Source organism: Corallococcus sp. NCSPR001 (assembly GCF_017309135.1).
Taxonomy (GTDB): Bacteria; Myxococcota; Myxococcia; order Myxococcales; family Myxococcaceae; genus Corallococcus.
Genome location: NZ_JAFIMS010000002.1, coordinates 669,005 through 694,229 on the forward strand (window position 1 = coordinate 669,005; position 25,225 = coordinate 694,229).

General features: G+C 70.7%; 24 protein-coding genes. 22 read left to right on the forward strand and 2 right to left on the reverse strand.

From position 1 onward, the window contains the following. Positions 1 to 92: 92 nt before the first annotated feature. The 3 genes from JYJ93_RS04725 to JYJ93_RS04735 are packed head-to-tail and all read left to right on the forward strand — an operon-like array spanning position 93 to position 3,672. Positions 93 to 572, forward strand: a complete 480-nt coding sequence (locus JYJ93_RS04725) for a sigma-70 family RNA polymerase sigma factor (protein ID WP_120565395.1) — start codon at positions 93 to 95, stop codon at positions 570 to 572. Further along, entirely contained in the window at positions 569 to 1,411 is an 843-nt protein-coding gene (locus JYJ93_RS04730) for an ActD-like protein (protein WP_206786868.1), read from the forward strand. The genes JYJ93_RS04725 and JYJ93_RS04730 overlap by 4 nt, the downstream gene beginning before the upstream one ends. Beyond that, a complete protein-coding gene (locus JYJ93_RS04735) occupies positions 1,408 to 3,672 on the forward strand; it encodes a caspase family protein (protein ID WP_206786869.1) in 2,265 nt (754 codons plus the stop codon). Before JYJ93_RS04730 ends, JYJ93_RS04735 begins: the two co-directional genes overlap by 4 nt. Positions 3,673 to 3,720: 48 nt before the next feature. On the opposite strand, the gene JYJ93_RS04740 is transcribed toward JYJ93_RS04735, so the two are convergent. Continuing rightward, on the reverse strand, positions 3,721 to 4,224 hold the full coding sequence (locus tag JYJ93_RS04740) for a hypothetical protein (RefSeq protein WP_206786870.1): 504 nt from the start codon (positions 4,222 to 4,224) through the stop codon (positions 3,721 to 3,723). A gap of 253 nt (positions 4,225 to 4,477) precedes the next feature. On the opposite strand from JYJ93_RS04740, the gene dnaN reads away from it, so the two are divergent. The 8 genes from dnaN (at position 4,478) to JYJ93_RS04780 (ending at position 12,304) form a co-directional block, all read left to right on the forward strand. Beyond that, positions 4,478 to 5,584, forward strand: coding sequence for a DNA polymerase III subunit beta (gene dnaN / locus JYJ93_RS04745; protein WP_206786871.1), 1,107 nt, complete (start codon positions 4,478 to 4,480; stop codon positions 5,582 to 5,584). Between the two features lie 112 nt (positions 5,585 to 5,696). Further along, the gene (locus JYJ93_RS04750) at positions 5,697 to 6,920 is read left to right on the forward strand and encodes a hypothetical protein (protein ID WP_269012876.1); all 1,224 of its coding nucleotides are present in this window, start codon (positions 5,697 to 5,699) and stop codon (positions 6,918 to 6,920) included. Between the two features lie 81 nt (positions 6,921 to 7,001). Continuing rightward, a complete protein-coding gene (locus JYJ93_RS04755; RefSeq protein ID WP_206786873.1) occupies positions 7,002 to 7,736 on the forward strand; it encodes a hypothetical protein in 735 nt (244 codons plus the stop codon). Then, the gene (locus tag JYJ93_RS04760) at positions 7,729 to 8,799 is read left to right on the forward strand and encodes a site-2 protease family protein (protein WP_206786874.1); all 1,071 of its coding nucleotides are present in this window, start codon (positions 7,729 to 7,731) and stop codon (positions 8,797 to 8,799) included. Before JYJ93_RS04755 ends, JYJ93_RS04760 begins: the two co-directional genes overlap by 8 nt. Next, a complete protein-coding gene (locus tag JYJ93_RS04765; protein ID WP_206786875.1) occupies positions 8,796 to 9,365 on the forward strand; it encodes a hypothetical protein in 570 nt (189 codons plus the stop codon). The genes JYJ93_RS04760 and JYJ93_RS04765 overlap by 4 nt, the downstream gene beginning before the upstream one ends. A 10-nt stretch (positions 9,366 to 9,375) precedes the next feature. Then, positions 9,376 to 10,173: a hypothetical protein gene (locus JYJ93_RS04770; protein ID WP_206786877.1), complete on the forward strand. Its 798-nt coding sequence runs from the start codon at positions 9,376 to 9,378 to the stop codon at positions 10,171 to 10,173. Then, positions 10,170 to 11,075 (forward strand): type VI immunity family protein, encoded by a 906-nt coding sequence (locus tag JYJ93_RS04775; RefSeq protein WP_206786879.1) that lies wholly within the window; start codon positions 10,170 to 10,172, stop codon positions 11,073 to 11,075. Before JYJ93_RS04770 ends, JYJ93_RS04775 begins: the two co-directional genes overlap by 4 nt. 98 nt (positions 11,076 to 11,173) lie before the next feature. Further along, complete coding sequence (locus JYJ93_RS04780) at positions 11,174 to 12,304, forward strand: DNA replication/repair protein RecF (protein ID WP_206786882.1); 1,131 nt, start codon at positions 11,174 to 11,176, stop codon at positions 12,302 to 12,304. Here JYJ93_RS04780 and JYJ93_RS04785 read toward each other — a convergent pair. Beyond that, the gene (locus JYJ93_RS04785; protein WP_206786884.1) at positions 12,301 to 12,684 is read right to left on the reverse strand and encodes a hypothetical protein; all 384 of its coding nucleotides are present in this window, start codon (positions 12,682 to 12,684) and stop codon (positions 12,301 to 12,303) included. The genes JYJ93_RS04780 and JYJ93_RS04785 overlap by 4 nt on opposite strands. 235 nt (positions 12,685 to 12,919) lie before the next feature. On the opposite strand from JYJ93_RS04785, the gene JYJ93_RS04790 reads away from it, so the two are divergent. From JYJ93_RS04790 to JYJ93_RS04840, 11 genes are all read left to right on the forward strand, one after another. Then, positions 12,920 to 13,426: a hypothetical protein gene (locus tag JYJ93_RS04790; protein WP_206786885.1), complete on the forward strand. Its 507-nt coding sequence runs from the start codon at positions 12,920 to 12,922 to the stop codon at positions 13,424 to 13,426. Next, positions 13,423 to 14,217 (forward strand): ABC transporter permease, encoded by a 795-nt coding sequence (locus tag JYJ93_RS04795; RefSeq protein WP_014400570.1) that lies wholly within the window; start codon positions 13,423 to 13,425, stop codon positions 14,215 to 14,217. Before JYJ93_RS04790 ends, JYJ93_RS04795 begins: the two co-directional genes overlap by 4 nt. 13 nt (positions 14,218 to 14,230) lie before the next feature. Further along, a complete protein-coding gene (locus JYJ93_RS04800; protein ID WP_206786886.1) occupies positions 14,231 to 15,064 on the forward strand; it encodes an ABC transporter ATP-binding protein in 834 nt (277 codons plus the stop codon). After that, positions 15,061 to 16,245: an MCE family protein gene (locus JYJ93_RS04805; protein WP_206786887.1), complete on the forward strand. Its 1,185-nt coding sequence runs from the start codon at positions 15,061 to 15,063 to the stop codon at positions 16,243 to 16,245. Before JYJ93_RS04800 ends, JYJ93_RS04805 begins: the two co-directional genes overlap by 4 nt. 196 nt (positions 16,246 to 16,441) lie before the next feature. After that, positions 16,442 to 17,344, forward strand: a complete 903-nt coding sequence (locus JYJ93_RS04810) for a zinc metalloprotease (RefSeq protein WP_206786888.1) — start codon at positions 16,442 to 16,444, stop codon at positions 17,342 to 17,344. A gap of 228 nt (positions 17,345 to 17,572) precedes the next feature. Further along, positions 17,573 to 18,475, forward strand: a complete 903-nt coding sequence (locus JYJ93_RS04815) for a zinc metalloprotease (RefSeq protein WP_206786889.1) — start codon at positions 17,573 to 17,575, stop codon at positions 18,473 to 18,475. 159 nt (positions 18,476 to 18,634) lie between these two features. Continuing rightward, positions 18,635 to 19,798, forward strand: a complete 1,164-nt coding sequence (locus tag JYJ93_RS04820) for an alanine--glyoxylate aminotransferase family protein (protein WP_269012874.1) — start codon at positions 18,635 to 18,637, stop codon at positions 19,796 to 19,798. 273 nt (positions 19,799 to 20,071) lie between these two features. Next, positions 20,072 to 20,701 (forward strand): DUF2378 family protein, encoded by a 630-nt coding sequence (locus JYJ93_RS04825; RefSeq protein ID WP_206786890.1) that lies wholly within the window; start codon positions 20,072 to 20,074, stop codon positions 20,699 to 20,701. A gap of 230 nt (positions 20,702 to 20,931) precedes the next feature. Next, positions 20,932 to 22,560, forward strand: a complete 1,629-nt coding sequence (locus JYJ93_RS04830) for an ATP-binding protein (RefSeq protein ID WP_242543670.1) — start codon at positions 20,932 to 20,934, stop codon at positions 22,558 to 22,560. Continuing rightward, positions 22,557 to 22,934 (forward strand): response regulator, encoded by a 378-nt coding sequence (locus tag JYJ93_RS04835; protein WP_206786893.1) that lies wholly within the window; start codon positions 22,557 to 22,559, stop codon positions 22,932 to 22,934. The genes JYJ93_RS04830 and JYJ93_RS04835 overlap by 4 nt, the downstream gene beginning before the upstream one ends. Before the next feature lie 108 nt (positions 22,935 to 23,042). Then, a complete protein-coding gene (locus tag JYJ93_RS04840; protein ID WP_206786894.1) occupies positions 23,043 to 25,223 on the forward strand; it encodes a cation:proton antiporter in 2,181 nt (726 codons plus the stop codon). Positions 25,224 to 25,225 lie beyond the last annotated feature (2 nt).

The window sequence follows — 25,225 nt, forward strand, 5'->3', positions numbered from 1 at the left end:
GGAAACGGGGTAGGCACGGCGCTTTCGTCAAAAGGCCGGTGACAGATTTCCGGGGCACCGGTGTTCCCCTGGCCAACCGGGAGGCGCGTGCGGTGTCCGTCGATGTGGAGGCCTATTACCGACGCTATGGCCCCCAGGTGCTCCGGCGCTGCCGCTTCCTGCTGCGCGACGAGGAACAGGCCGTGGACGCCATGCATGACGTGTTCGTTCAACTGCTGCGCTACCAGGCCGCGCTGAAGGACGCCGGGCCCTCCAGCCTGCTGCATCAGATCGCCACCCGCGTGTGCCTCAACCGCCTCCGCGGCGCGAAGCGGCGCCCCGAGGACCGCGACGATGAGCTGGTGCTCCGCATCGCAGCCTCCGGCGACACCGAGGCGCGCACCGCCGCCCGGGGCCTGCTGGACCGCCTCTTCGGGCGCGTCCCCGCGTCCAGCCGCGACATCGCCGTGCTCCACTTGGTGGACGGCATGACGCTGGAGGAGACCGCCCGCGAGGTGGGCCTGTCCGTGTCCGGAGTGCGCAAGCGCCTCCGGGCCCTGTCCGCTGTCCTGCAGGAGCTGGAGGCCGCATGACATCCCCCCACCGCACCCCGGACTGGCTGCTGGAGCGAATCGCCCTGGGGGAGCTGCCCCCGGACGAGCTCGCCGCCGCCCGCGACCGCCTGTCCCGCGAACCCGATGGCCCCTCACGCCTCGCCGCCCTGGAGGCCGACTCGCGCGCCACCCTGGAGGCCCTGCCCCCCGACCGCGTCGCCCGCGAGGTGAAGGCCCGCTTCGCCCGCGCCGGCTCGCCCGCCGCCGCGCCCCGCGCCGAGGCCCCGCCATCGCGCCCTTCCTGGCGCTTCCTGCCCGCCCTGGTGCCGGTGCTCGCCGCCGCGACCCTCGTCGTCCTCGTCCGGCCGGGGGCCTCGTCCCAGGAGCAGGAGGCGCGCGACCCGTGGTCGGCGACGGGCACCCCCGGCGTCCTGGAGCCCACGCGCAGCAAGGGACTCCAGCCCCGGCTCGACGTGCACCGCCAGTCCGGCACCCGCACCGAGCGCCTCACCGACGGCGCCCCCGCCCAGGCCGGTGACGTGGTCCAACTGTCGTACACCGCCGCCGGCCACGCCCACGGCGTCATCCTCTCCGTGGACGGCCGGGGCACCGTCACGCCGCACCTGCCCGCGACAGGCGACACCTCCGCGCCCCTGGAGCGCGGCGGCACGCACCTGTTGCCCCGCGCCTACGAGCTGGACGACGCCCCCGGCTTCGAGCGGTTCTTCCTCGTCTCCTCGGACACCCCCTTCGAACTGGAGGGCGTGATGGCCGCCGCGCGCGTGCTCGCCGCCTCCCCCGAGGCGCGCACCGCGCCGCTGACCCTGCCCGCGGGCCTGGGGCAGACCTCCTTCCTGCTGGAGAAGCCCTCCCCATGAGAGCGCTCGTCATCCTCCTGGTCGCGCTCGGCGCGGCCACCCCCGCCCCCGCCGCCGAGACCGCCGCCGTGCGCCGGCTGGCCCTGCTCGTGGGCGTCAACGACGGCGGCCCGGAGCGCGTGCGGCTGCGCTACGCGGAGACCGACGCGAAGGCCTTCTCCACGGTGCTGTCGGAGCTGGGCGGCGTGCTGCCCCAGGACCGCGTGCTCCTCACGGACGTGGACCGCGCGGGCGTGCTCGCCGGCTTCGACCGAGTGCGCCGCCTGGCGGAGGGCGTGCGCACGGCGGGGGCGCGCCGCGTGGAGGTGCTGCTGTACTACTCCGGCCACTCGGACGACGAAGGGCTGCTGCTCAAGGGCCAGCGCCTGGACTACGGCGAATTGCGCCGCTCGCTGGAGGGGCTGCCCGCGGACGTGCGCATCGCCGTATTGGACTCCTGCGCGTCCGGCGCGTTCGCGCGCAAGAAGGGCGGCGTCTCGCGGCCCGCGTTCCTGGTGGACTCCGCCATCCAGGTGAAGGGCCACGCCATCCTCACGTCGTCCAGCGCGGACGAGGCGTCACAGGAGTCGGACCGGCTGGGCGGCTCATTCTTCACGCACCACCTGCTGTCCGGCCTGCGTGGCGCCGCGGACGTCACGCACGACGGCCGCGTCACCCTCACGGAGGCCTACCAGTTCGCCTTCCACGAAACGCTCGCGCGCACCGAGCGCACGCAGGGCGGCGCGCAGCACCCCAACTACGACATCGAGCTCGCGGGCACCGGCGACCTGGTGATGACCGACCTGCGCGCCACCACCGCGGGCCTGGTCCTCACCGAACCGCTGGAGGGCCGCCTGTACGTGCGCGACGCGGTGGGCACGCTGGTGGTGGAGGTGCAGAAGCAGTCCGGCCGCGCCACCGAGCTGGGCCTGGCCCCTGGCATCTACCGCGCCCGGCGCGAGTGGGACGGCGGCGTGTCCGAGGCGGCCTTCACGCTGAAGGAGGGCATGCGCACGCCGCTGGCCCCCGGTGACTTCCTGGGCGTGGGCCACGAGGCCACCGTGATGCGCGGCGGTGGCGGAGGCATGTCGCTGTCTCCGCGGGGGCGCGTCCAGCTGCCGGTGAACCTGAGCCTGGTGCCGTCGATGAGCACCAACACGCTGCGGGTGGGGCGCGCGCAGGTGGAGAACCGCTTCGCGCTGGGCGTCGTCAACGGCGGCGCGGCGCTGGGTGGCGGGTTGGCGCTGGGCTTTGCGGGCAACGTGTACGACGCGGAGGTGTCCGGCCTGGCCATGGCGCTGGGCTTCAACACGTCCGGCCGCGAGGTGCGCGGCGCGCAGCTGTCCCTGGTCACCAACGTGGCGGGCGGCCCGGTGCTGGGCGCCCAGGCGTCGCTGGGGCTCAACGTGGCCCACGGCGACGTGGACGGCGTGGGGCAGCTGGCTCTGGGCGCCAACGTGGCCCGCGGCGCGCTGGGCGGTGTGCAGGCGGCGCTGGGCGCCAACGTCACCACCTCGGACGCCACCGGGATGCAGCTGTCACTGGGTGTCAATCACGCGAACGGCACGATGAAGGGCGTGCAGTTCACGCTGGGCGTCAACTCCGTGGCGGCGGCGGCGCGCGGCATCCAGGGGTCGGTGCTGCTCAACCACGCGCCGTCCCTCACCGGCATGCAGCTGGGGTTGATCAACGTGGGCGGCGACGTGTCCGGCATGCAGCTGGGGTTGATCAACGTCGCGGACACGGTGCACGGCATGCAGTTGGGCCTGGTCAACGTCTCCGACGAGGTGAACGGCGTGCCGGTGGGCCTGGTCTCCTACGAGAAGAAGGGCCAGCTGCACCTGGAGCTGTTCGGCAGCGACGTGCAGCTCACCAACCTGGCGTTGAAGTTCGGCGGCAAGCACTTCTACACGACGCTGCTCGCGGGCATCGGCCCGGACGACCGCTTCCAGCGCTTCAGCCTGGGCCTGGGTCTGGGTGGGCACATCCCGCTGGGCTCGCGCTTCTGGGTGGACGTGGACGTCGCGGCCAGCCAGGTGCTGTCCACGCGAGACCCGTTCTCCAGCGCGTCCAACAACCTGCTGTCCCAGGCGCGCGCCATGCTGGGCTTCCAGGTGATGCCCCGGCTGGCCGTGTTCGCGGGCCCCACCTACAACGTGGCCTTCACGTGGGGGGAGCCGGAGTTCGCGAAGCTGACGACGCTGCCGGTGCGCTTGCACTCCATCGGCACGGACACGCGCATGCAGCGCTGGCCGGGCTTCCAGGTGGGTGTGCGGCTCTGAGCCTTGCTGAGGGACCGCGCGGGACGCGGTCCCGGTGGGCAGAGCCGCTCAGCCGACGACGCGGGTGGCGCGCAGGACGATGGCGTCGCCCGCGGGGCCGGCCTTGAGCCGCTTGTCCAGGGAGCCCTCCACCTTGAGTCCGGGGCCGCCCTTGGCGGCGCGCTGCATGAGCTCACCCAGCTTCGCGTCGTCCCCGCCGGTGACCGCCGTCAGGTCGATTTCATGGAAGGACTGGAGCTTCTTGTCCGGCGCGTCCGCGCTGAACAGGTCGTAGTGGTCGCAGGGCGGCGCGAAGCAGCGCTTCCCGTTGTCCTTGATGATGTAGACGGTGCTGGTGGTCATGGTGGCGTCTCCGGGTGAGGGGGTGGGGGCGGCCGTACCGGGCTCGTTGGCGGCGCCCGTGGGCGCGTTCACGTCGGTCCGCTTCAGGTCGGCGGGGGCCTCCGCGCCGGACATGTCGCTGGACGGCTGCGCGGTGGGGGAGGACGGCGTGCTGCACGCCACCGGGCCGAGCATGAGCACGGCGGACAGGAGCAGGGAGCGGGCGTTCATGGCGGACTCCAGAAGGAGGACGGGGTGCCCTCCTTCAACGCGGGAGGGGCACGGCCGGGTCCACTCTGCCCGGCCGCGCGCCCTCCTGCCAGGGCGACAGGCGCGATTTTGCTCCATGTCCTACATGGGCCCCAGAGCGTCTGGAAGCGGTCGGAGCCCGTCCAGAAAGGGGTGCCAAGACAGTGCCTGTTCGTTGTACACCCGCGCCCCAAGAGATCGGCCTCCGGGGCCGTGACCTGTAAGGACGCCCACGATGGAATTCCGCATCGCCGCCGACGAGCTGAAGAAGGCCCTCTATCGCGCCCAGGGCATCGTGGAGCGCAAGACGACGATGCCCATCCTCGCCAACGTGCTGCTCACGGCGAACAAGGGCAGCATCACGGTCACGGCCTTCGACCTGGACATCGGCATCGTGTCCGAGCACCAGGCGGACGTGGCCAAGCCGGGCGCCGTCACGCTGAGCGCGAAGTACGTCTTCGACATCGTCCAGAACCTCCCGGACGCGGAGGTCACGCTCAAGAAGCTGGCGAACAACTACGTCGACATCTCCTCCGGCTCCGCGCACTTCAAGATCGTCGGCATGGCCGCCGAGGAGTACCCGAAGCTGCCCAAGGAGGAGAACGCTCCGCTGGTGCAGATCTCCGGCAACGTGCTGCTGGAGATGATCAAGAAGACCCAGTTCGCCATCTCCAGCGACGAGACGCGCTACATCCTCAACGGCGTCTTCTTCGAGCCGCAGCAGAGCGGCAAGGTCCGCATGGTGGCCACGGACGGCCACCGGCTGTCGCTCATCGAGCGCGAGATGTCCGGTGACTTCAAGCTCAAGAGCGGCGTCATCATCCCGCGCAAGGGCCTGATGGAGCTCAAGCGCCTGCTGGATGAGGCCCCGGACGCGGAGTGCCACCTGGGGTTCGCGGAGAACTCGGCGCTGTTCAAGAAGCCGGGCCTCACCATGGTGATGCGCCTCATCGACGGGCAGTTCCCCGAGTACCAGCGCGTCATCCCCAAGGAGGGCGAGAAGGTCGTCCTCGTCCCGAAGGTGCGCCTGCTGGAGGGCCTCAAGCGCATCGCGTTGTTGTCCGCGGACAAGAGCAACGCCATCCGCATCGGCCTGGAGAAGGGCAAGCTGCTCATCACCGCCAGCAACCCGGACCTGGGTGAGGCGCGAGACGCGCTGGACGTGGACTACAAGGGCAACGACATCACCATCGGCTTCAACGCCCGTTACCTCATGGACGTCCTGGGCGTGACGGAGACGGACGAGGTCAGCTTCGAGCTGGGGGACGAGCACAGCCCGGGCGTGCTGCACGGCCCCGGCGACCGCAGCTTCACCGCCGTGGTCATGCCCATGCGCGTCTGAGCCGGCGCGGTCGTCCACCTTCCCACGTCGGCGGGACGCCACCGTTCCAAGTCCGACGCTCCGCGCCATGGGGAGGCCTGCGCCCGGCGCGGGGCGCCCTTATGATGAAGGCGTGGCCACCCGTCCAGACGACCTGAGAGCGCGGCTGGAGGACCGAGCGGACCTCCTGGAGGCCACGCGCCTGCGCTACCGCGCGCTCAAGGGCGTGCTGGAGTCCTTCTTCTGGAAGGACCGGATCCGCAACCACTTCGAGCTGCTGCGTGAAGTGGCCGCCGACCAGCCGGAGGTGGACGCGACGCTGGCCGCGATGCGGCGCCGCGTGGAGGCGGAAGGCTGGCCCCACAACGCCGCCCCTGTCCGGTTGATGCACGAGGTGGAGCGCCTGCGCGAGGCGGTGGAGCGCGCGGCCGAGCGGCGGCTGTCCGCCAGTGTCTCCCCGGCTTCCGACGACGCGGAGGAGGACGACGGGCCCGCGACGTTGGGCGCGCGGCTGCTGCGCCTGGAGACGGAGGTGCTGGACGCGGCGCCATTCCTGGGCGGCCGCGTCTGGGCCCAGGCGGTGGAGCTGTTGCCGCGCAATCTGCCGGAGCTGCGCGCCGCGTGCGCCGCGGGCGAGGTCTTCGAGCGCGTGTTCAAGCGCCCGGTGACGGAAGGGGCGCCGGCCTTCTCCGACGATGAGGCGCGGGAGCTGGCGCGGGCGCTGCCGCTGGGCGCCGCCGCGCTGGTGGCGCTGTGGGAGCGGCTGGAGCGTTACGACAGCCGGGGGCGGGTGAAGGACTTCCTCCAGCGGCGCATGCGCCGGGCGCCGACGCGGGTGGCGCGCAGCGGTCCGGAGTTGCTGTTGCACGCGGCCTTCTGGCACGACGTGGCGCGGGTGCGGGTGCGCGCGGTGCTGGAGGCGGAGCTGGCGCCGGTGGTGCCGCGTGAGTCGGAGCTGCCCGCGCTGTTGTCCTGGAGGGCCGCGCTGTCGGAGGACCCGGCGCTGCGGCTGTCCGCGCGGAGTGTGTTCACGGAAGGGCGCGCGGGGCTGGTGGAGACGGCGGCGGCGCTGGCGGCCCTGTCTCGCGAGCGGCCCCGGGGCGCGTGGAATGAAGAGGTGGCGTGGTCGCGGCTGGAGCAGGCCGCGCAGCGGGCGCGCGCGGAGGAGGGGCAGGAGGCGGAGGCCCTGCGGGACGCGCTGCGCCTCTTCGTGATGCTGCGGGGCCAGGCGCGCACGCCCGCGCGGCTGTTCTCACCGGAGCACGCGAAGCCCGCTGGGGGAGACGTGGCGCGCAACGGGGACCTGGTGGTGCTGGTGCAGGCGGCTCGGCACGCGGCGCTGAAGCAGGGCGGCTGAAGACAGACACCGGTTTGGGGACGGTGCGAGGCTTCTGTTAGGTTGGCACGGCTGCTTCCTTTTCCTGTCGTCACCCCGCCCATGACCCAGCCAGTTCCTCCGCCGGCCTCCGACGAGGCATCGCTGCAGTTCGACCGCGCCGAGTTCACCGAAGCACCCTCGGCGCCGAAGTGCTCCTTCTGCCAGCGCGCCATCAAGAGCGTGTATTACGACTTGAACACGCGCCTGCTGTGTCCCGAGTGCCGCGAGCAGGTGGAGGCCGCGATGACGGGCGGCTCGAAGTCAAAGCGCGCCCTGAAGGCGGCGGTGTTTGGCTTTGGCGCGGCCATCGCGGGGGCGCTCGTGTATTGGGTGGTGAGCCTGACGGGCTACAACATCGGCCTCATCGCCATCCTGGTGGGGTGGATGGTGGGGACAGCGGTGTTCAAGGGCTCGGAGTCGCGCGGCGGCTGGTTCTACCAGGCGCTCGCGGTGGGGCTGACGTACTTCGCCGTGGCGGCCTCGCTCGCGCCGGATGTCTACAAGGAGCTCACGACACAGCCTCCGGCCGAGGTGGCGGCGGACGCGCCTGCTGGGGAAGCGGTGGAGTCCTCTCCCGCGGCCAACGTGGTCCTCGCGGGAGTGATTTCCGTGGCGGCGCCGGTGCTGGTGGGAATCAACAGCCCCATCTCCGGGCTCATCTACGGCTTCGCGCTGTTCGAGGCGTGGCGCCGCACGAAGCGGACGGAGCTGAACATCGCGGGGCCGTTCAAGCTGGCGGAGGCGCCGGCCGAGGGCGAGGCCGCGCCCGCGGAGCAGGAGCGGTCCGTTGGCTGAGGCGCTCGCGGTATCGCTCCTCACGCAGCGGTGTGAGGGGTGTGGTTCGGAGCTGGCGCCCCGGCTGCTCACGTGTCCGTCGTGCCGGAAGCTGGTGCACGGGAAGCGGCTGACGCAGCTGGCGGCGGACGCGCAGGCTGCGTCAGCGCGGGGCGCGCCGCTGGAGGCGCTGGCGCTGTGGCGTGAGGCATTGGAGTTGTTGCCGCCGGACACGGCGCAGCACGCGCAGGTGACGGCGCGGGTGACGGCGCTGAGCCAGCAGGCGGACGCGCAGGGCCTGGCGGCGCCGCTGGCGGAGGCGGAGCGCAAGCGTTCGGGGATGCCGAAGGTGTTGGCCAGCATGGGCGCGGTGGGCCTGATGCTGTGGAAGTTCAAGTTCGTGCTGGCGCTGCTGCTGGGCAAGGGAAAGCTGCTGCTGCTCGGGCTCACGAAGGCGAGCACGCTGTTCTCCATGCTGTTCGCGGCGAGCGTGTACTGGACGATATGGGGCTGGAGCTTCGCGCTGGGGCTGGTGGCCTGCATCTACGTGCACGAGATGGGGCACGTGGCAGCGCTGCGCCGGCTGGGCATGAAGGCGGACGCGCCCATGTTCATCCCGGGCCTGGGCGCGTTCGTGCGCCTGAAGCAGTTGCCGGTGGATGAGCGCGAGGATGCGCGAGTGGGGCTCGCGGGGCCCATCTGGGGCAGCGCGGCGGTGGTGGTGACGCTGGTGGCGGCGGTGCTGACGGGGTGGAAGGCGCTGGGCGCCATCGCGCACTTCGCGGCATGGATGAACCTGTTCAACCTGGTGCCGGTGTGGCAGCTGGATGGCTCGCGCGGGTTCCGGGCCCTGGCGCGCCAGCAGCGATGGCTGGTGGTGGCCGTGGTGGGCGCGACGTGGTTCGCCACGGGAGAGAACCTGCTCCTGCTCATCGCGGGTGTGGCGGCGTACCGGACCCTGCTCACGCCCGCGTCGGAGACGGGCGACCGCCGCACGCTGGTGGAGTTCTGCGCGCTGGTGGTGGGCCTGGGCGCGCTGGGCTGGGCCGCGCAACACTGGACGGGGGCGGCGGCGGCGCTGTGACGAACGCAACGGCGGAGGTTGTCAGCACACGGTCGAGCCGGATGCTGCGCGCGGGCGTGTATGGCTATTTCACGGCGCTCGGGGGAGGGCTGGTGCTCTTCTGCGCGGGCCTGTCGGGCTACAACGTCAGCGTGCTCGCCATCGCGGTGGGATGGGGGGGGGGCACGGCCGTGGCGAAAGGGGCGGACCGGCGCGGCGGCTGGTTCTACCGGACGCTCGCGGTGGGCCTGACGTACCTGGCGGTGGGCGCCGCGCTGTCTCCGGCGCTCCACACGGAACTGCAGACGCCGCGGCCAGGGATTGATTTGTACGTGCGCGGAGACATGAAGGCCTTCAAGCGAATCTTCGCGGGGAAGGATGCACCCCTCGACCCTCCGCCGCCCCCGCTTTCTCGGGGAGATCGCTGGGGGAAGGCCGTCATCTCCGGTGTGGTGCTGCCATGGATGGCCATTCCCATGGATGGCCTCACGCATCCGTGGTCGGGGCTCTCCTACGTCACGGCGTTGTTCGTGGCCGGGTTTCGCAGCCGGCGTGTTGTCCAGGAATCCGCGTTGTCCCCACGGTAGATTCCGTGGCATGGGTTGGAGACTCGTATCGCTGTGCGCGGTCAGCGCGTTGCTCACAGCCTGTGCCGGCGGAAGCGCACGGCGCTCCGTGCACGGAGACCTGCGCTTCGTCGACACGGAGACCGCCGCGAGGCTTCGCCATGCGGCCGTGGTGGCGGAGCAGGGCGCCTCTTCCACCACGGCCTCCGCCCTGGTCCAGGCCGCCCCGGTCATCCTCGGCTTGATGCAACAGGACCACTCCGCGGATGAGTTGGAGGCGCGACTCGTGGAATGCGCCGTCCAGGCCGAGCGCCAGGGCAATGCGCGTTTCTTCGAAAACCGCTCGCCGACACGGCAGGAGTGCCGCGAGGTGGTGGGGCGCGACCGCTGCGGCAACCCCATCACGCGGGCCATGCAGCTCGGAAAGCAGAAGCACGTCCTGGTCCTCCAGTGCGCGGAGGAGGTGCTCAAGGAACTCTGGGCCGCACCCTACAGCATCGAGCAGCGCTATCGCTACTATCCGAATGCCCGATTCGTGGAGACGATCAGCCGGGAGAAAGAAGCGCGGATGCTCGCCGAGGGCTGCACAGATGAACTCCGGGGCACGATCAAGCCGGATCTAGTCCTTCATGCGGACCGCAATCTGCTCGCGTCCGCGCTCACGTTGGACTTCAAGTTCCCCTGCCCTGAGGACAACCCACCTCGGTGGTCACCCTATGGGGACGGCAGTCCCTACAAGGGACAAACGCAAGGAGAGGTCTACGAGGATGCGCTTGGTGGGAGGGCCCTGCTCGTTTCTCCTCGCCGTGGAGTGGTGCGCTGGCCATGAGCGCGAACCTCCCCACCCTTCGTCGCCATCACAGGGACGGCGCAGTAGCGGCCCGCGACGGTGTCGCGGTCTTGTTCTTCATCCCCCATGACCACAGCATCGTGGCGCAGGCATGCTGGCGGGCCTTGCAGACCTACGTTCGAGCCCTCCCGCCCCAGTCGCTGAACTGGTACGGCGCGGACGATGGGGATGTCCTGGAGCTGGATGAAGACGGATGGGAAGTCATTCGCAAGCGGATGGTGGATCAGCCCTCCCGGTTGGCCTGGCACGTCGAGTTGTTCGACCTACCTGGAGGAACTGGCGGGTACCAGTTCGAGTATCACAGCAACCGGATCGTGCGCCCGCTCTGCATTGGGTCCAGCACCGCGATATCTTTCTCGTTCCCGACCGAATTCCTCCTGGAACAGGGGTCCCATCAGATGCGTGCCCTGGTGTTGGAGTTGGCTCGGGAACTGCCCTTTCATTTCGGCTACGCGAGCTTCGCCCTTGTCCCGCCAGATGGCTCCTGGGCCGCTGGAAAGTGGCAGGTCCTGGATGAATACTTCGCGCGCTATCTGGGCTTGGACCTGCCCTCGACCGCCAGGATCGGTTCCGTCATCGGGCTCCACGCCCTTGGAGCCCACTGGCTCACCTTCCTGGGCCCGCCGCTGCTGGACCGGATGGGCGGCACCGAAGCGGTGCGGCAGGCACTGCCGTTCCCGGAGGTCTCCCTCCTCCCCATGGAACAGGAGCGCCTGCTGGTCACCCTGAGCGAATGGCCCCAGGCCATCGACATCGAGCAGGAACCCGTTCCGCCCCAGTACCGCGCCCTGGCCTGCTTCCTGAAACCCTTCATGTACAAGTCGGACGACCCCGGGATCGGCAGCTACCTGGACCGCTGGCGGCGACGGCTCTGTCCGTGACGCCCCCGCGCCCACCAACCGAGCGTCACCCGCTGAATCCCGCGCCCCGCCGGCCGCCGCATCTGTAGTACGAAGGTCGGCCCCTTCACGGTGACGCTGTGCGCCTCCTCTCGCTCCAGGTCCAGGACTTCCGCAACCTCCCGGCGGTGCAGCTCGCACCCAGCCCCCACTCGACCATCGCCGTGGGCCAGAACGGGCAGGGGAAGACCAACCTCCTGGAGGCGCTCTACTTCCTCGCCACCCTCAAGCCCCTGCGCGCCGGACGCCTCTCCGAGCTCGTCCGCTGGGGCTCCCAGGCCGCTCGCGTCACCGGCCGCTTCCTCCTCAAGGGCGCCGAGCGCGAAATCTCCGTCGAGGTCGGCGGTGGCACCCGCCAGGCCCTCGTGGACGGCAAGAAGGCCGCCAGCCTCGAGGACTACTTCGGCGGCGTCTCCGTCGTCGCCTTCACGCCCGATGACCTGGAGGTCATCAAGGGCGGCCCCGACGCGCGCCGTGCCTTCCTGGACCGCGCCGTCTTCAACCGCTTCCCCGCCTTCCTCAAGGAGAGCCGCGAGTACGCCCGCGCCCTCAAGAACCGCAACCGCCTGCTCCGGGAAGGCGCCACCGTCGACGCCGCGTACCTCGACGCCTATGACGAGACGCTCGCCCGCGCGGGCGCACGCCTCTACGCCCGCCGCCGCGCCCTGATGGCCGAGCTCGCGCCCCTCGCCCAGGCCACCTTCGCGTCCATCGGCCGCACCGCCGACCCCGCCGTCTACGGCTACCACCCCGCGCACCTCGGCGCCGACTTCGCCCACGCGGACGAGGGCGCCCTCGCCACCGCGCTGCGCGAGGCCCTCTCCGCGCGCCTGCGCCGCGACCTGGACCGCGGCTTCACCTCCGTGGGCCCGCACGTGGACGACGTGTCCGTGACGCTCGGAGGCCGCAGCGCGCGCGCCTACGCGAGCCAGGGGCAGCAGCGCGCCCTGGTGCTCGGTTGGAAGATCGCGGAGATTGAAAACCTGGAGGCGGCCATGGGCTTCCTCCCCCTGCTGCTCCTGGATGACGTCTCCAGTGAGCTGGACCCCGAGCGCAATGCCTATCTCATGGGCTACCTGGCCCGGAGCGGCGCGCAGGTCTTCCTCACCACCACCGACGCGGGGCTCGTGAGGGCCGCCGCCGCCAGTGACACCCTCTGGCTCACCGTCCACGCGGGACAGGTGGCCACCGAGTCCCCGTCACAACCCTAGTGCACCCGCCGCCGGTGCCAGGGCCAGTGCACCGACCTGCGGTGCGTGTGGTGGGGCAACTCCTGCCGCGTCACGTGCCCGAAGTACTCGAAGCGGAACTCCGCCCAGAGCAGCCCGAACGCCACCGCGAACAGGAACACCGCCAGCGTCAGCCACCACACCGTGCCCGTGGCCAGCGCGGCGATGAACAACACCCCCAGCACCGCCGCCACCCCCAGCGACACGTCCCGCAGGCGCTTCGACTCGCTGAACGCCATCCCCATGGCCAGCATGGAGAGCGCCAGCAGCGGCCACGCCAGCCAGTACGACGTGCGTGCGTACAGGTTGGCAATCGACAGCAGGAACAACCCGAATCCGAATATCGCCAGTCCGCCGTCCATCGAATCCTCCTCGTGAGAATCCCCCGGCTCCCGGCTGAACATGCGCCCTCCGCAAGGCCGGGGGCACCCCGCCTCCGCCTTCCGTCCGGAGCCCGATCAGGGCGGCGGGCCCTCGGCGGGCGCGCGTCCGTGAGCCAACGTTCGCTCCGACGAAGTTCTTGCGGACCCGACGGGCGTGCACCATGACCATGCCCGCCGTCCCACCGGGCGGACCCGGGACGAACGAAATGGTGCCATGTCGCGCTTGCTGCTGACGCTCGTGCTGTCCGGCCTCCTCGCGGGGTGCCACCGCGCGACGTTCGAGGACTCGGTGCTCCAGAAGTCCGACGTGAAGTACCGCGTCGGCCCGCTGTCCAACGACGTCTGGGAGCGCCGCGGCTTCGACGACAACGACCTGGCCTTCGTGGAGCGCGGCGACACCGGCCGCGTCATCGCCTCCAACGCCACCTGCCGGGACCATGACGACCCGTCCCTCCAGGTCCTCACGAAGCACCTGCTCATGGGCTTCACCGAGCGCCAGGATCTGGGCCAGCGCACCTTCACCCTGGACGGCCGTGAAGCGCTCAGAAGCCGCTACGTCGCGAAGCTCGACGGCGTGCCCATCTCCCTGGAGCTGGTGGTGGTGAAGAAGGACAACTGCGTGTTCGACTTCAGCTACGTCGCCCCCGTGGGCACCGCCGACGCGCGCATGGCGGACTTCGAGAGCCTCTTCCAGGGCTTCCACGCGGAGCGCCAGCGATGATGCCCGAGGCGAAGCTCTTCGCCGGCGGCCCCAGCCTCAAGGAGCGCCTGCGCGAGCGCATGGAGTCCCTGGGCGCCCTGTCCGTGATGACGGGCCAGGTGTTCAGCCGCGCCGTGCGCCCGCCCTATGACTGGGCCGGCCTCATCTTCCACACCGAGTCCCTGGGCGTGCGCTCGCTGCCCATCGCGCTGCTCACCGCGACGTTCGCCGGGCTCGTCATCTCCCTGCAGTTCGGCTACTTCCTCGCCCGCTTCGGCGTCCAGTACACCGTGGGCCGCGTGGTCATCCTCACGCTGTTCCGGGAGCTGGCCCCCGTGCTCACCGCCCTCACCGTGGGCGCGCGCATCGGGTCCGGCATCGCCGCGGAGCTGGGCTCCATGACCGTGACGGAGCAGGTGGACGCCATCCGCGCGCTGGGCGCGGACCCCTTGCGCAAGCTGGTGGTGCCGCGCGTGTTCGCGTGCCTCATCGTGCTGCCGGTGCTCACCGTGTTCTCGGACGTGGTGGGCCTGGTGGCGGGCGCCCTGGTGGTGAAGTCCCAGTACGGCATCTCCCTGGACCAGTTCTCCCAGGGCGCGCTGGATGCCGTGCTGATGGGCGACTTCGTGTCCGGCGTCATCAAGGGCGCCGTGTTCGGGCTCATCATCGGCCTGGTGGGGTGCTTCAAGGGGCTGGCGGTGGAGGGCGGCACGGAGGGCGTGGGCCGCGCCACCACGCAGACGGTGGCCATCACCTCCGTCACCGTGTGTCTGGCGGACTTCTTCATCACGAAAATCACGCTCTACTTCTGAAGCCGTCCGCACCATGCGCAAGGCCCGCCACCACCACCACCGCGACCCCGCCGTCCCGTTCAGCTTCCGCAAGCCCACGCCGGGCGAGGAGCTCATCCGCTTCGACGGGCTCATGAAGCAGTTCGGCCCCAAGCGCATCTACGACGGCGTGGACCTGGACGTGCGCGCCGGGGAGACGCTGGTGGTGCTGGGCGGCTCCGGCGTGGGCAAGAGCGTGCTGCTCAAGTGCCTCATCGGCCTCTTGCACCCGGACGGCGGCAGCATCCTGTTCGAAGGCTACGACCTGGCGAAGTTCTCCGAGGAGCAGTTCCTGGAGGTCCGCAAGCACGTGGCCATGGTGTTCCAGGGCGCGGCGCTGTTCGACTCGCTCAGCGTGGCGGACAACGTGGCGTACCCGCTGCGCGAACACTTCAAGACGATGACGCGCGCCGAAATCCAGAAGCGCGTGGCGGAGAAGCTGGAGCTGGTGGACCTGCCCAACACGGAGAAGCTGATGCCGTCGGATTTGTCCGGCGGCATGCGCAAGCGCGTGGGCCTGGCGCGCGCCATCGCCACGGACCCGGAGGTCATCCTCTGGGACGAGCCCACGACGGGCCTGGATCCCGTCACCACGCAGACCATCAACGAGTTGATTGATTCGATGAAGCAGCGCCTGGGCGCCACGTCCATTGTCGTCACGCACGACATGGTGAGCGCCTTCGTGCTGGCGGACCGGATGGCCATGCTGGCCAACCGGAAGATCGTCCAGGTGGGCACCCCGGAGGAGATGCGCCGCTCCCAGGTGCCGGAGGTGCGCGCCTTCATCGACGCGCGCCGCCTGGAGCTGAACCCCCGGGGAACACCATGAGTCTCTTCACGTCGACCTCGAAGGAGAAGCGCCTGGCCGTGCGCGCGGGCCTCTTCGTCGCCGTTGGCCTCGCCGTGGCTGGCGTCGTCGTCTTCTTCATCGGCCGCGAGTCCAATCTCTTTCAACGCCAGGTCGTCTTCCACGCCTACTTCAACAGCGTGGACGGCCTGAGCGACCAGTCCCCCGTGTGGATTGGCGGCCTGAAGGTGGGCCGCGTGAACAGCGTGTCCTTCTCCCAGGACTTGAATGACAGCCGCCTGCAGGTGGAGCTCCAGGTGGCCAGCGCCTACGCGAACCGCATCCGCAAGGACTCCGTGGCCAAGCTCACCAGCATGGGCGTGCTGGGCGACAAGGCGGTGGACATCTCCCTGGGCAGCGCGAACCAGCCCCCCGTGGAGCCCGGCGGCGTCATCCAGTCCAGCAGCGGCGGGGACCTGTCCAAGCTGATGTCCAGCGCCAGCCGCGTGATGGATAACTCGGTCGAAATCAGCGAGTCCCTCAAGGACGCCGTGAAGGCCTACTCGAACCCGGACCTGACGCGGGACCTGGCCAAGAGCGTCGCGTCGCTGCGCTCCATCATGGAAGAGGTGGAGAAGGGCGACGGCGCGCTGCACGCGCTCATCTACGACCGGCGCACCGGCCAGGAGGTGAGCACGCTGCTCGCCAACGCCTCCGGCGCCGCGAAGCGCATGGACGGCGCCCTGGGCCACGTGGAGGCCATCCTGGGCGAGGTGCGCCGCGGCGACGGCACCGCGCACGCGCTCATCTACGGCCAGGACGGCGCGGTGGCCATGCGGGAGCTGGGGGAGGCCGCCGGCCAGCTCGCGGGCCTGCTGGAGGACGCGAAGAAGAGCCCCAACGGCGCCGTGCACCAGCTCGTCTACGGCGACGCCAAGGGCATGTTCGCGGACCTGGGCAGCGCCGCCGCGGACATCAAGCAGATCACCGCCACCGTGGCCAAGGGCGACGGCACCCTGGGCGCGCTCGTCAACGACCCCACCGTCTACGACGACCTGCGCGAGGTGCTGGGCAACGTGAAGCGCAACCGCATCCTCCGCGCCCTGGTGCGCTTCTCCGTGAGCAACCGCGAGTCCCTGGAGCAGGTGGGAGCCCCCCAGACGGCGCCCACCCCCCTCACGCCCGCCCCGGACGCGGGCGGCGCCCCCGCCCCGACGCCCTGAGTCGTCAGTGCGCGTCAGGGATTGGCGGGGTGCGAAACGCCTTCCGGGTGAAGATGACACCCGGAGGTTTCACGCGGTGAGACATCCTACGGGTTCGTAAGGTTTTACTTTGTTTCCACGACTGTCCGCGTATTGACTCGGATGTCGTTGGAAACGTATTCCCGCTCCCCCCTACTTTTCGAGGAGTTGGGAACCCATGCTTCGTCACGTCGCGCAGCGCAGCGGTCGATTCGCGGTGGTCGTTGGCACCCTGATGTCCCTGGCGGGCTGTAACAACAACGCCCCCACCACCGAGGAGCAGACGCCCGCTCCCGCGGAGGAGACCACCAACGCGCAGGCCATCCCGCACCGCGGCTGCGCGACCGTGGAGCCGTCCGCCGACGAGAAGCTGGAGATTGAAGCGGCGATCGCGGGCCGCGTGTCCGCGAAGCGCGCGGTGGGCTCCGTGAACGTGCCCGTGTACTTCCACGTCATCCGCAAGGGCACGGGCCTGTCCAACGGCGACATCCCGGACTCGCAGATCACCTCGCAGATGAACGTGCTGAACGCGGCGTACGCCAACACCCCGTTCCGGTTCACGCTGGCGGGCACGGACCGCACGACCAATTCGACCTGGTACACCGTGACGCCGGGCAGCTCCGCCGAGTCGAGCATGAAGAACACCCTGCGCAAGGGTGGCAAGGAGTCGCTGAACCTCTACACCGCGAACATCGGCGGTGGCCTGCTGGGCTGGGCGACCTTCCCCTCCAGCTACAGCAGCCAGCCGAAGATGGATGGCGTGGTCATCCTCTACACCAGCGTCCCCGGCGGCACCGCGTCCCCCTACAACCTGGGCGACACGGGCACGCACGAGGTCGGCCACTGGCTGGGCCTGTACCACACGTTCCAGGGCGGCTGCTCCGCCTCGGGTGACTCCGTCAGCGACACGCCGCCGGAGGCCTCGCCCGCGTACGGTTGCCCCGCCGGCCGCGACACCTGCTCCGGTGGCGGCGCGGACCCCATCTACAACTTCATGGACTACACGGACGACAGCTGCATGAACTCGTTCACCGCCGGCCAGGTGGCCCGCGCGGACAGCCTCACCGCCACGTACCGCTAGAAAAATCACGCAGGGCTGTGGCCGTTTTCCGGATGCCGGGGTCCCCGTCCAGGGGGCTCCGGCATTTTCCATTTCCAGGCGGATTCACGGACAGGCCGTCTCCCGGCCCTGTGACGCTTGGTTTGTCTTCAGTGTTTTGCTGGGAGTTCAATTTTATCGCGTGATTTGACATACGCTGTTTCATCCGCGTATCACTGTTTCACCCCTTTTCTGAGGAGTTGGGAACCGATGCTTCGTCACATCGCGCAGCGCAGTGGCCGTATCGCGGTTGTCTTTGGCACGCTGATGTCCCTGGCGGGTTGCAGCAGCAGCGCCCCGACTTCCGAGGAGCAGACGCCCGCTCCCACCGAAGAGACCAACGCCCAGGCCATCCCGCACCGCGGCTGTGCGACCGAGGAGCTGTCCGCCGACGAGAAGGCGGAGGTCGACGCGGCGATCGCGGCCCGCGGCGTGTCCGCGAAGCGCGCGGTGGGTTCCGTGAACGTGCCCGTGTACTTCCACGTCATCAACAAGGGCACGGGCATCGCCAACGGCGACATCCCGGACTCGCAGATCACCGCGCAGATGAACGTGCTTAACGCGGCCTACAGCAACACCCCGTTCAAGTTCACGCTGGCCGGCACGGACCGCACCACGAACAGCCAGTGGTACGGCCTGCGCAGCGGCTCCGCCGCGGAGAAGAAGATGAAGGCCGCGCTGCGCAAGGGTGGCCCGGAGTCGCTGAACATCTACTCGGCGAACCTGGGCGGCGGCCTGCTGGGCTGGGCGACCTTCCCCTCCAGCTACACCAGCCAGCCGAAGATGGACGGCGTGGTCATCCTCTACAGCAGCGTCCCCGGCGGCACGGCGTCCCCGTACAACGAGGGTGACACGGGCACGCACGAGGTCGGCCACTGGCTGGGCCTGTACCACACGTTCCAGGGCGGTTGTAACAACCCGGGCGACTCCGTCAGCGACACGCCGCCGGAGGCCTCGCCCGCGTACGGCTGCCCCGCCGGCCGTGACACCTGCTCCGGTGGCGGCGCGGACCCCATCTACAACTTCATGGACTACACCGACGACAACTGCATGAACACGTTCACCGCCGGCCAGGTGGCCCGCGCGGACAGCGTGACCGCGACGTACCGCTAGTCCACGGCTTCGCTTCCTGAAGTCACAGACGCCGGGGTCCCCGCCGCAGGGGGCTCCGGCGTCGTCTTTTTCCTGCGTGGACAAGCCGGGCCCGCGCTGGCCACAGTGGGGGACCGCCCTCCGGCTGTCCGGAGGGGGCCCTTCAGGAGGAGTGGCGCCGTGAGAGACCTGTTGATGATTCCCGGGCCGGTGGACGTGGACGCGGACGTGCTGCAGGCGATGTCCGGGCCGGTGCCCGGGCACCTGGACGCGGGCTTCATCGCCACCTTCGGCCGCGCCCTCAAGCGCCTGCGAGAGGTGTCGCTCGCTCCCGGCGCGCAGCCCTTCGTCGTCTCCGGCAGCGGCACCCTGGCCATGGAACTCGCGGTGGCCAACCTCATCGAGCCCGGCGACCGCGCGCTCGTGGTGAACACCGGCTACTTCAGCGACCGCATGGCCCACATCCTGGAGCGCCACGGCGCGAAGGTGACGCACGTGCGCGCGGCCAGCGTGGGCAGCGCCCCGGACGTGGCCCAGGTGGAGGCGGAGCTGCGCGGCGGCGGCTTCAAGCTGATGACCGTCACCCACGTGGACACCTCCACCGCGGTGCTCGCGCCCGTGGAGCCGCTGGTGAAGGCCGCGCGCCAGCACGGCGTCCTGGCCGTGGTGGACGGCGTGTGCGCCACCGCCGGCGAGGCCTTCCAGCAGGACGCGTGGGGCGCGGACGTGTACCTCACCGCCAGCCAGAAGGCGGTGGGCGTGCCGCCGGGCCTGGCGCTCCTCACGGTGAGCCCCCGCGCCATCGCCGCGTGGAAGGCGCGCAAATCGCCCGTCGCCAGCGTGTACGCGGACTGGGCGGAGTGGCTTCCCGTCATGGAGGCCTACGAAGCCGGCAAGCCCGCCTACTTCGCCACCCCGCCCACGTCCCTGGTGTGCGCGCTGGACGTCAGCCTGGGACAGATATTGGCGGAGGGCATGGAGGCCCGCTTCGAGCGCCACCGCCGCATGGCCCGCGCCTTCCGCGCCGCCTGGAGCGCGCTGGGCCTGAAGCCCGTTCCCACCTCCGAAGCCGTGGCCGCCAACACCCTGAGCGCCGTGTACTACCCGGACGGCGTGGACGCGACGCTCGTGGGCCGCGTGAAGGCGCAGGGGGTGGCCATCGCCGGGGGCCTCCACCCCGAAATCAAGACGCGCTACTTCCGCGTGGGCCACATGAACCGCGTCAGCCCCGGGGACGTGCTCGTCACCGTGGGCGCCATCGAGCGCGCCCTTCACGCCGCCGGCCACCGCGCCGCCGCCACCGGGACCGCAGTCGCCGCCGCCCAGGCCGCCCTCTCCGGGTAGGGCCCGAAGTGAGGGGCCTGACCCCCAATTCTTTCTCAGGCCACAAGAAAACCCATCCGCCCTCCCATTAGATTTGTGTAAGCTGGTGGATAATGACAGGTACTTCCGGGCTTACTGGGATTTCTTGTCGTTTTGGTGGAATTGTGTGATTTGGCTGCACGGTGTGAGCGGGGCGTGGGCCCCGGCACCTGTGAGGGGGAAGGGCTGCGCTGGCGGATGGCACCACGAAACGGGGGGGCCGATTCCAGCGCCTGAGGTGGAAGTGAGGTCGGTATGGATCGCGGACCGGTGGAAGGTTCGACGAGGGCGGCGGGCTGGGCGGAGCAGTACGCGGCGTGGCACCTGACGGAGCGGTGCCTGGCCGCGACCCCGGAGGACGGGGCGCGTGGGATGTTCTTCCAGGGCGTGGTGGGCGTGGTGAACTTCCTCCAGGGCGAGGAGGCCGCGGCGAAGTGCCTGGCGGCGTCCGGGCTGAAGGATCTGAACGCCGGGGAGCTGTACCCGGTGACGCGCTTCCTGGAGATGGCCGCCGAGGCGACGCGGCTGCTCAAGCCCCAGCTGGGCGACTGGGAGCAGGCGCTGCGCTACATCGGGACGCAGGCCACGTTGGACTTCCTGGGCTCCATGTTCGGCCGGGACCTGATGCAGGCGGCCGGCCGCAACCCCCGGAAGATGCTGCACCACATGGTGGAGAACTACCGCGTCGCGGTGAGCTACGGCGAGCGCGGCGTCCTCTGGACGGGCGACCACAGCGCCCGCTTCGTGATGCGCCGGGACTTCATGCCCGCGCCGTACCACGAGGGCGTGCTCCAGGCCGCCCTGGAGGCCGTGGGCGCCCAGGACGTCCAGGTGCACGGGCGGCAGCTGTCCCTGCTGGATACCGAGTACGACGTTTCCTGGTAATCCGGGGCTGTTGCGCTTCTTGGCGGTGGGCGCTGGCTTGGGGACGTTCACCAGCCAGCGCTCGGTGCTGAACGTCCGCCATTTCTCCCGCTGGCGTGACAGGCAGGGCCACTAGCATGCAGTGAAAGAGGCCCACACCCCACGGGAGGAGCAACGCGAATGGATGCAGCACGAGGCTCCCGGCCGAAGGGGCGATGTCGGGCCCCGGGGCTGATGGGCGGGGCCCGGGGATGACGCCCTTCCGGCTGTTGCTCGTGGAGGACAGCGTCAACGACGCGGCGCTGGTGACGGCGGCGCTGGAGCAGGCGGGCTACCTGCCCACGGCCCGGCGCGTGGAGACGCTGGACGCGCTGCGAGACGCGCTGGCCCATGCGCCGTGGGACCTGGTGCTGTGCGACTACCGGCTGCCGGGCTTCACCGCGCTGGACGTGCTGTCGCTGCTGCACGGGCAGGGGCGGGACGTGCCCCTCATCGTCCTGTCCAGCCAGCTGAGCGAGGACCAGGCCGTCACGCTGATGAAGGCGGGCGCGCGCGACTGCTTCTCCAAGGACCGGATGGCCCGGCTGGGCCCGGCGGTGGCGCGCGAGCTGGAGGAGACGCGCGTGCGGCGCGAGCGCGCGCGGGCGGACGTGGACCGCGACATCCTGTCCCGGGCCAGCGAGCTGCTCACCGCGTCCCTGGAGCAGGCGGCGCGGTTGGACCAGCTGGTGCAGTTGATGGTGCCCCGGGTGGCGGACTGGTGCGCCTTCTTCCTCCAGGATCCGGACCAGGGGGGCTTGCGGCTGGTGGCGCTGGCGCACCCGGACGCGGAGCGGCGCGCCCACGCGTGGAAGCTGGACCAGCGCTTCCCGCTGGACCCCCAGGCCGCGGCGGGCCCCGCGCACGTGCTGCGCACCGGCCAGCCGGAGTTCATGCCGGACGTGCGCCGGCGCCCGGAGCCCATCACGAAGGACGCGGCGCACCAGCGCGCCATCGAGGGGCTGGGGCTGCGCTCGGTGGTGAACGTGGCCCTGCCCGGCAACGAGGGCCGGCTGGGCGTGCTGTCCATGGGCACGCTGGGGGAGCGCACGCTCGCGCCGGTGGACCTGTCGCTGGCGCAGGAGCTGGCGCGCCGGACGGGGCTGGTGCTGGAGAACGCGCGGCTCTTCCAGGAGGCGCGCGAGGCGGTGCGCCTGCGCGACGAGTTCCTCACCGTGGCCGCGCACGAATTGCGCACGCCGCTCACCACGCTGCGGCTGCAGCTGGGCACGCTGTTGCAGCGCTCGGAGGCGCACCGGCTGGAGCCGGAGGTCGTCACGCGCCTGGAGCGCAGCGTGCGCCAGGTGCGCCGGCTGGGCACGCTGGTGGAGGGCCTGCTGGACGTGTCGCAGCTGTCCAGCGGCGAGCTGTCGCTCATGCCCGAGCGATTCGACCTGGAGGAGCTGGTCTCCGAGGTGCTGGAGCGCTACCAGGCGGAGGCCCGCGCGGCCGGGTGTGAGCTGCGCCAGTCCCCCCGCCGCGGGCTGTGGGGGACGTGGGACCGGCTCCGGGTGGACCAGGCGGTGGCGGCGTTGATATCCAACGCGCTCAAGTTCGGTCCGGGGCGGCCGGTGGAGGTGGACGTGGGGCGGGAAGGCAGCTTCGCGCGCATCCAGGTGCGCGACCGGGGCATCGGCGTGCCCGTGGACCAGGTGGAGCGCATCTTCGAGCGCTTCGGCCGCGCGGTCAGCTCGCATTCGTATGGAGGCCTGGGGCTGGGGCTCTACCTGGCCCGCCGCGCCGCGGAGGCGCACGGCGGACGGGCCTGGGCGGAGTCGGCCTCGGGAGAGGGCGCGCGCTTCACGCTGGAGCTGCCGCTGGAGAAGGAGACGCGCGAGTGAGTCGGCCGGTGTTGGTGGTGGATGACGACACGGACCTGCGGGAGGCGCTGGAGGAGGTCCTGCGCGACGCGGGCTACACCGTGTTCGGCGCGGGCAACGGACTTCAGGCGCTGGAGGTGCTCCGCCGGGAGCCGGTGATGCCGTCCCTGGTCCTGCTGGACATGATGATGCCGGTGATGGACGGCGCCACCTTCGGCCGGCAGATGCGCCAGGTGGAGGCGTGGCGGGACATCCCCGTGCTCGTCTTCTCCGCCTCCGCCAACGCGCGCCAGGTCGCCGAGGAGATGGGCGCCTGCGGCTACCTGCGCAAGCCGGTGGACGTGGAGACGCTGCTCAAGGCCGTGGCGGCCAACAAGGCCCCCGAAGCCGCCTGACACTCCGGGTGTGTCCGCTCGCACGCGCGGCCCGGCTCGCGCGGGTTGACGCTGCGCGAGACGCCTTGGTAAGTGCATCCTTAACACTTTCCCAGCGAGGCCTGTCCGATGAATCCCCACATGCTCGCCCAGCTCCTGGTCCAGCTCATCGTCATCATCGCGGTGTCCCGGCTGATCGGCCGGGGCGCGCGCTGGATAGGCCAGCCCCTGGTCATCGCGGAGGTGGTGGCGGGCATCGCGCTGGGCCCGTCGCTCCTGGGCTGGCTGGCGCCGGACGCCATGCGCTGGCTGTTCCCGCCGGAGTCCATGCCGTTCCTGAAGATGCTGGCCGAGGTCGGCCTGGTGCTCTTCATGTTCCTCATCGGCCTGGAGCTGGACCCCAAGCTCCTGAAGGGGCGGGGGCACGCGTCGGTGGCCATCAGCCACTCCAGCATCATCGCCCCGTTCGCGCTGGGCGCGGTGGCGGGCGCGCTGTGGCTGTACAGGTCGCTGTCCAGCCCGGACGTGCCGTTCTCCTCGTTCGTGCTGTTCATGGGCGTGTCCATGAGCATCACGGCCTTCCCGGTGCTGGCGCGCATCCTCACCGAGCGCGGGCTCATGCAGTCGAAGCTGGGCGCCATCGCCATCGCGTGCGCGGCGGTGGACGACGTGACGGCGTGGTGCATCCTGGCGTTCGTGGTGTCGCTGGTGCGCGCGTCGGACCTGGCGCAGGCGGGGCTCACCACGGTGTTCGCGCTGCTCTACATCGGCTTCATGCTGCTCCTGGTGAAGCCGTTCCTCGCCCGGCTGGGCGCGCGCGTGGCCAACCGCGAGGGGCTCACCCAGAACGTGGTGGCCATCACCCTGGTGATGCTGCTCGGCTCCGCGTGGACCACCGAATCCATCGGCATCCACTCGCTCTTCGGCGCCTTCATGTTCGGCGCGGTGATTCCCAAGGAGGGCGGGCTGGCGGCGGCGCTGGCGGAGAAGCTGGAGGACGTGGCCGTCGTGCTGCTCCTGCCCGTGTTCTTCGCCTTCAGCGGCCTGCGCACGCAGCTGGGCCTGCTGAACACGCCGGAGGCGTGGCTCACGTGCGGCGCCATCATCCTGCTGGCGTGCCTGGGCAAGTTCGGCGGCAGCGCGGTGGCCGCGCGCCTCACGGGCCTGCGGTGGCGGGAGGCGGGCGCCATCGGCATCCTGATGAACACGCGCGGCCTGATGGAGCTCATCGTGCTCAACCTCGGCCTGGACCTGGGCGTCATCTCGCCCACGCTCTTCACGATGATGGTCATCATGGCGCTGGTCACGACCTTCATGACCACGCCGCTGTTGCGCCTGATGTACTCGCCGGAGGAGCAGGCGCGGGAGAAGCTGGTGCAGGTGGCGGAGCCGGCGCTGGCCCCGTCCGCGTACACGGTGCTCCTGTGCGTGTCGCACGGGCAGGCCGGCCCGGGCATGGCGGTGCTGTCGCGCGCGCTGTCGGGCGAGCGCAACGAGGCGAACCTCTTCGCGCTGCACCTGCTGTCCCCGGAGCGCTCGCTCAAGGCCCGCGGAGAGGAGTCGCTGGACCCCACGGCCGCGTCCGGCGGCGCGCTGGCGCCCCTGGTGGGCCGCGCGGAGAAGCTGGGGCTGTCCGTGCGCACGCTGTCGTTCGTGTCCTCCGAGCCCGCGCGGGACATCTGCCGCACGGCGCGGGCCAAGCGCGCGGACCTGGTGCTCCTGGGCTGGCACAAGCCGCTCTTCAGCCAGACGGTGCTGGGCGGCACGGTGCACGAGGTGATGCAGGAGGCGGGCGGCACGGTGGCGGTGCTGGTGGACCGGGGCCTTGCGCAGGTGCGCCGGGTGCTGGTGCCCTTCGTGGGCAGCCGGCATGACCGCGCGGCCCTGGGCCTGGCGCGGCGGCTGGTGAAGCAGGCCGGCGCGGAGGTGACGGTGCTGCACGTGACGTCGCCCAGGGACTCGGGCCCGGGCGCGGGCCGCGCGCAGGTGGAGGAGCTGTTCCCCGCGGACGAGGGCGCCTCCGTGAAGCTCAAGGTGGTGCGCCACGCGTCGCCGGAAGAAGCCGCGCTGGAGGAAGCGAAGGCGGGTTACGACCTCGTGGTGGTGGGCCTGGGGGCCGAATGGGGCCTGGAAGACCGGTTGTTCGGCGTGCAGCGCGAGCGAATCGTGCGCGACGCGCCCGCCTCGCTGCTGCTCGTGCACCACCCGGAGGCGGCGGCGGTGCTGGCCCGCTCCCCGGAGCAGGCCCGGGCGCAGGGGACGGAGCCGGAAGCGAACCCGACGACGCAGCCGCTCGGCGCGCGGAGCTGACC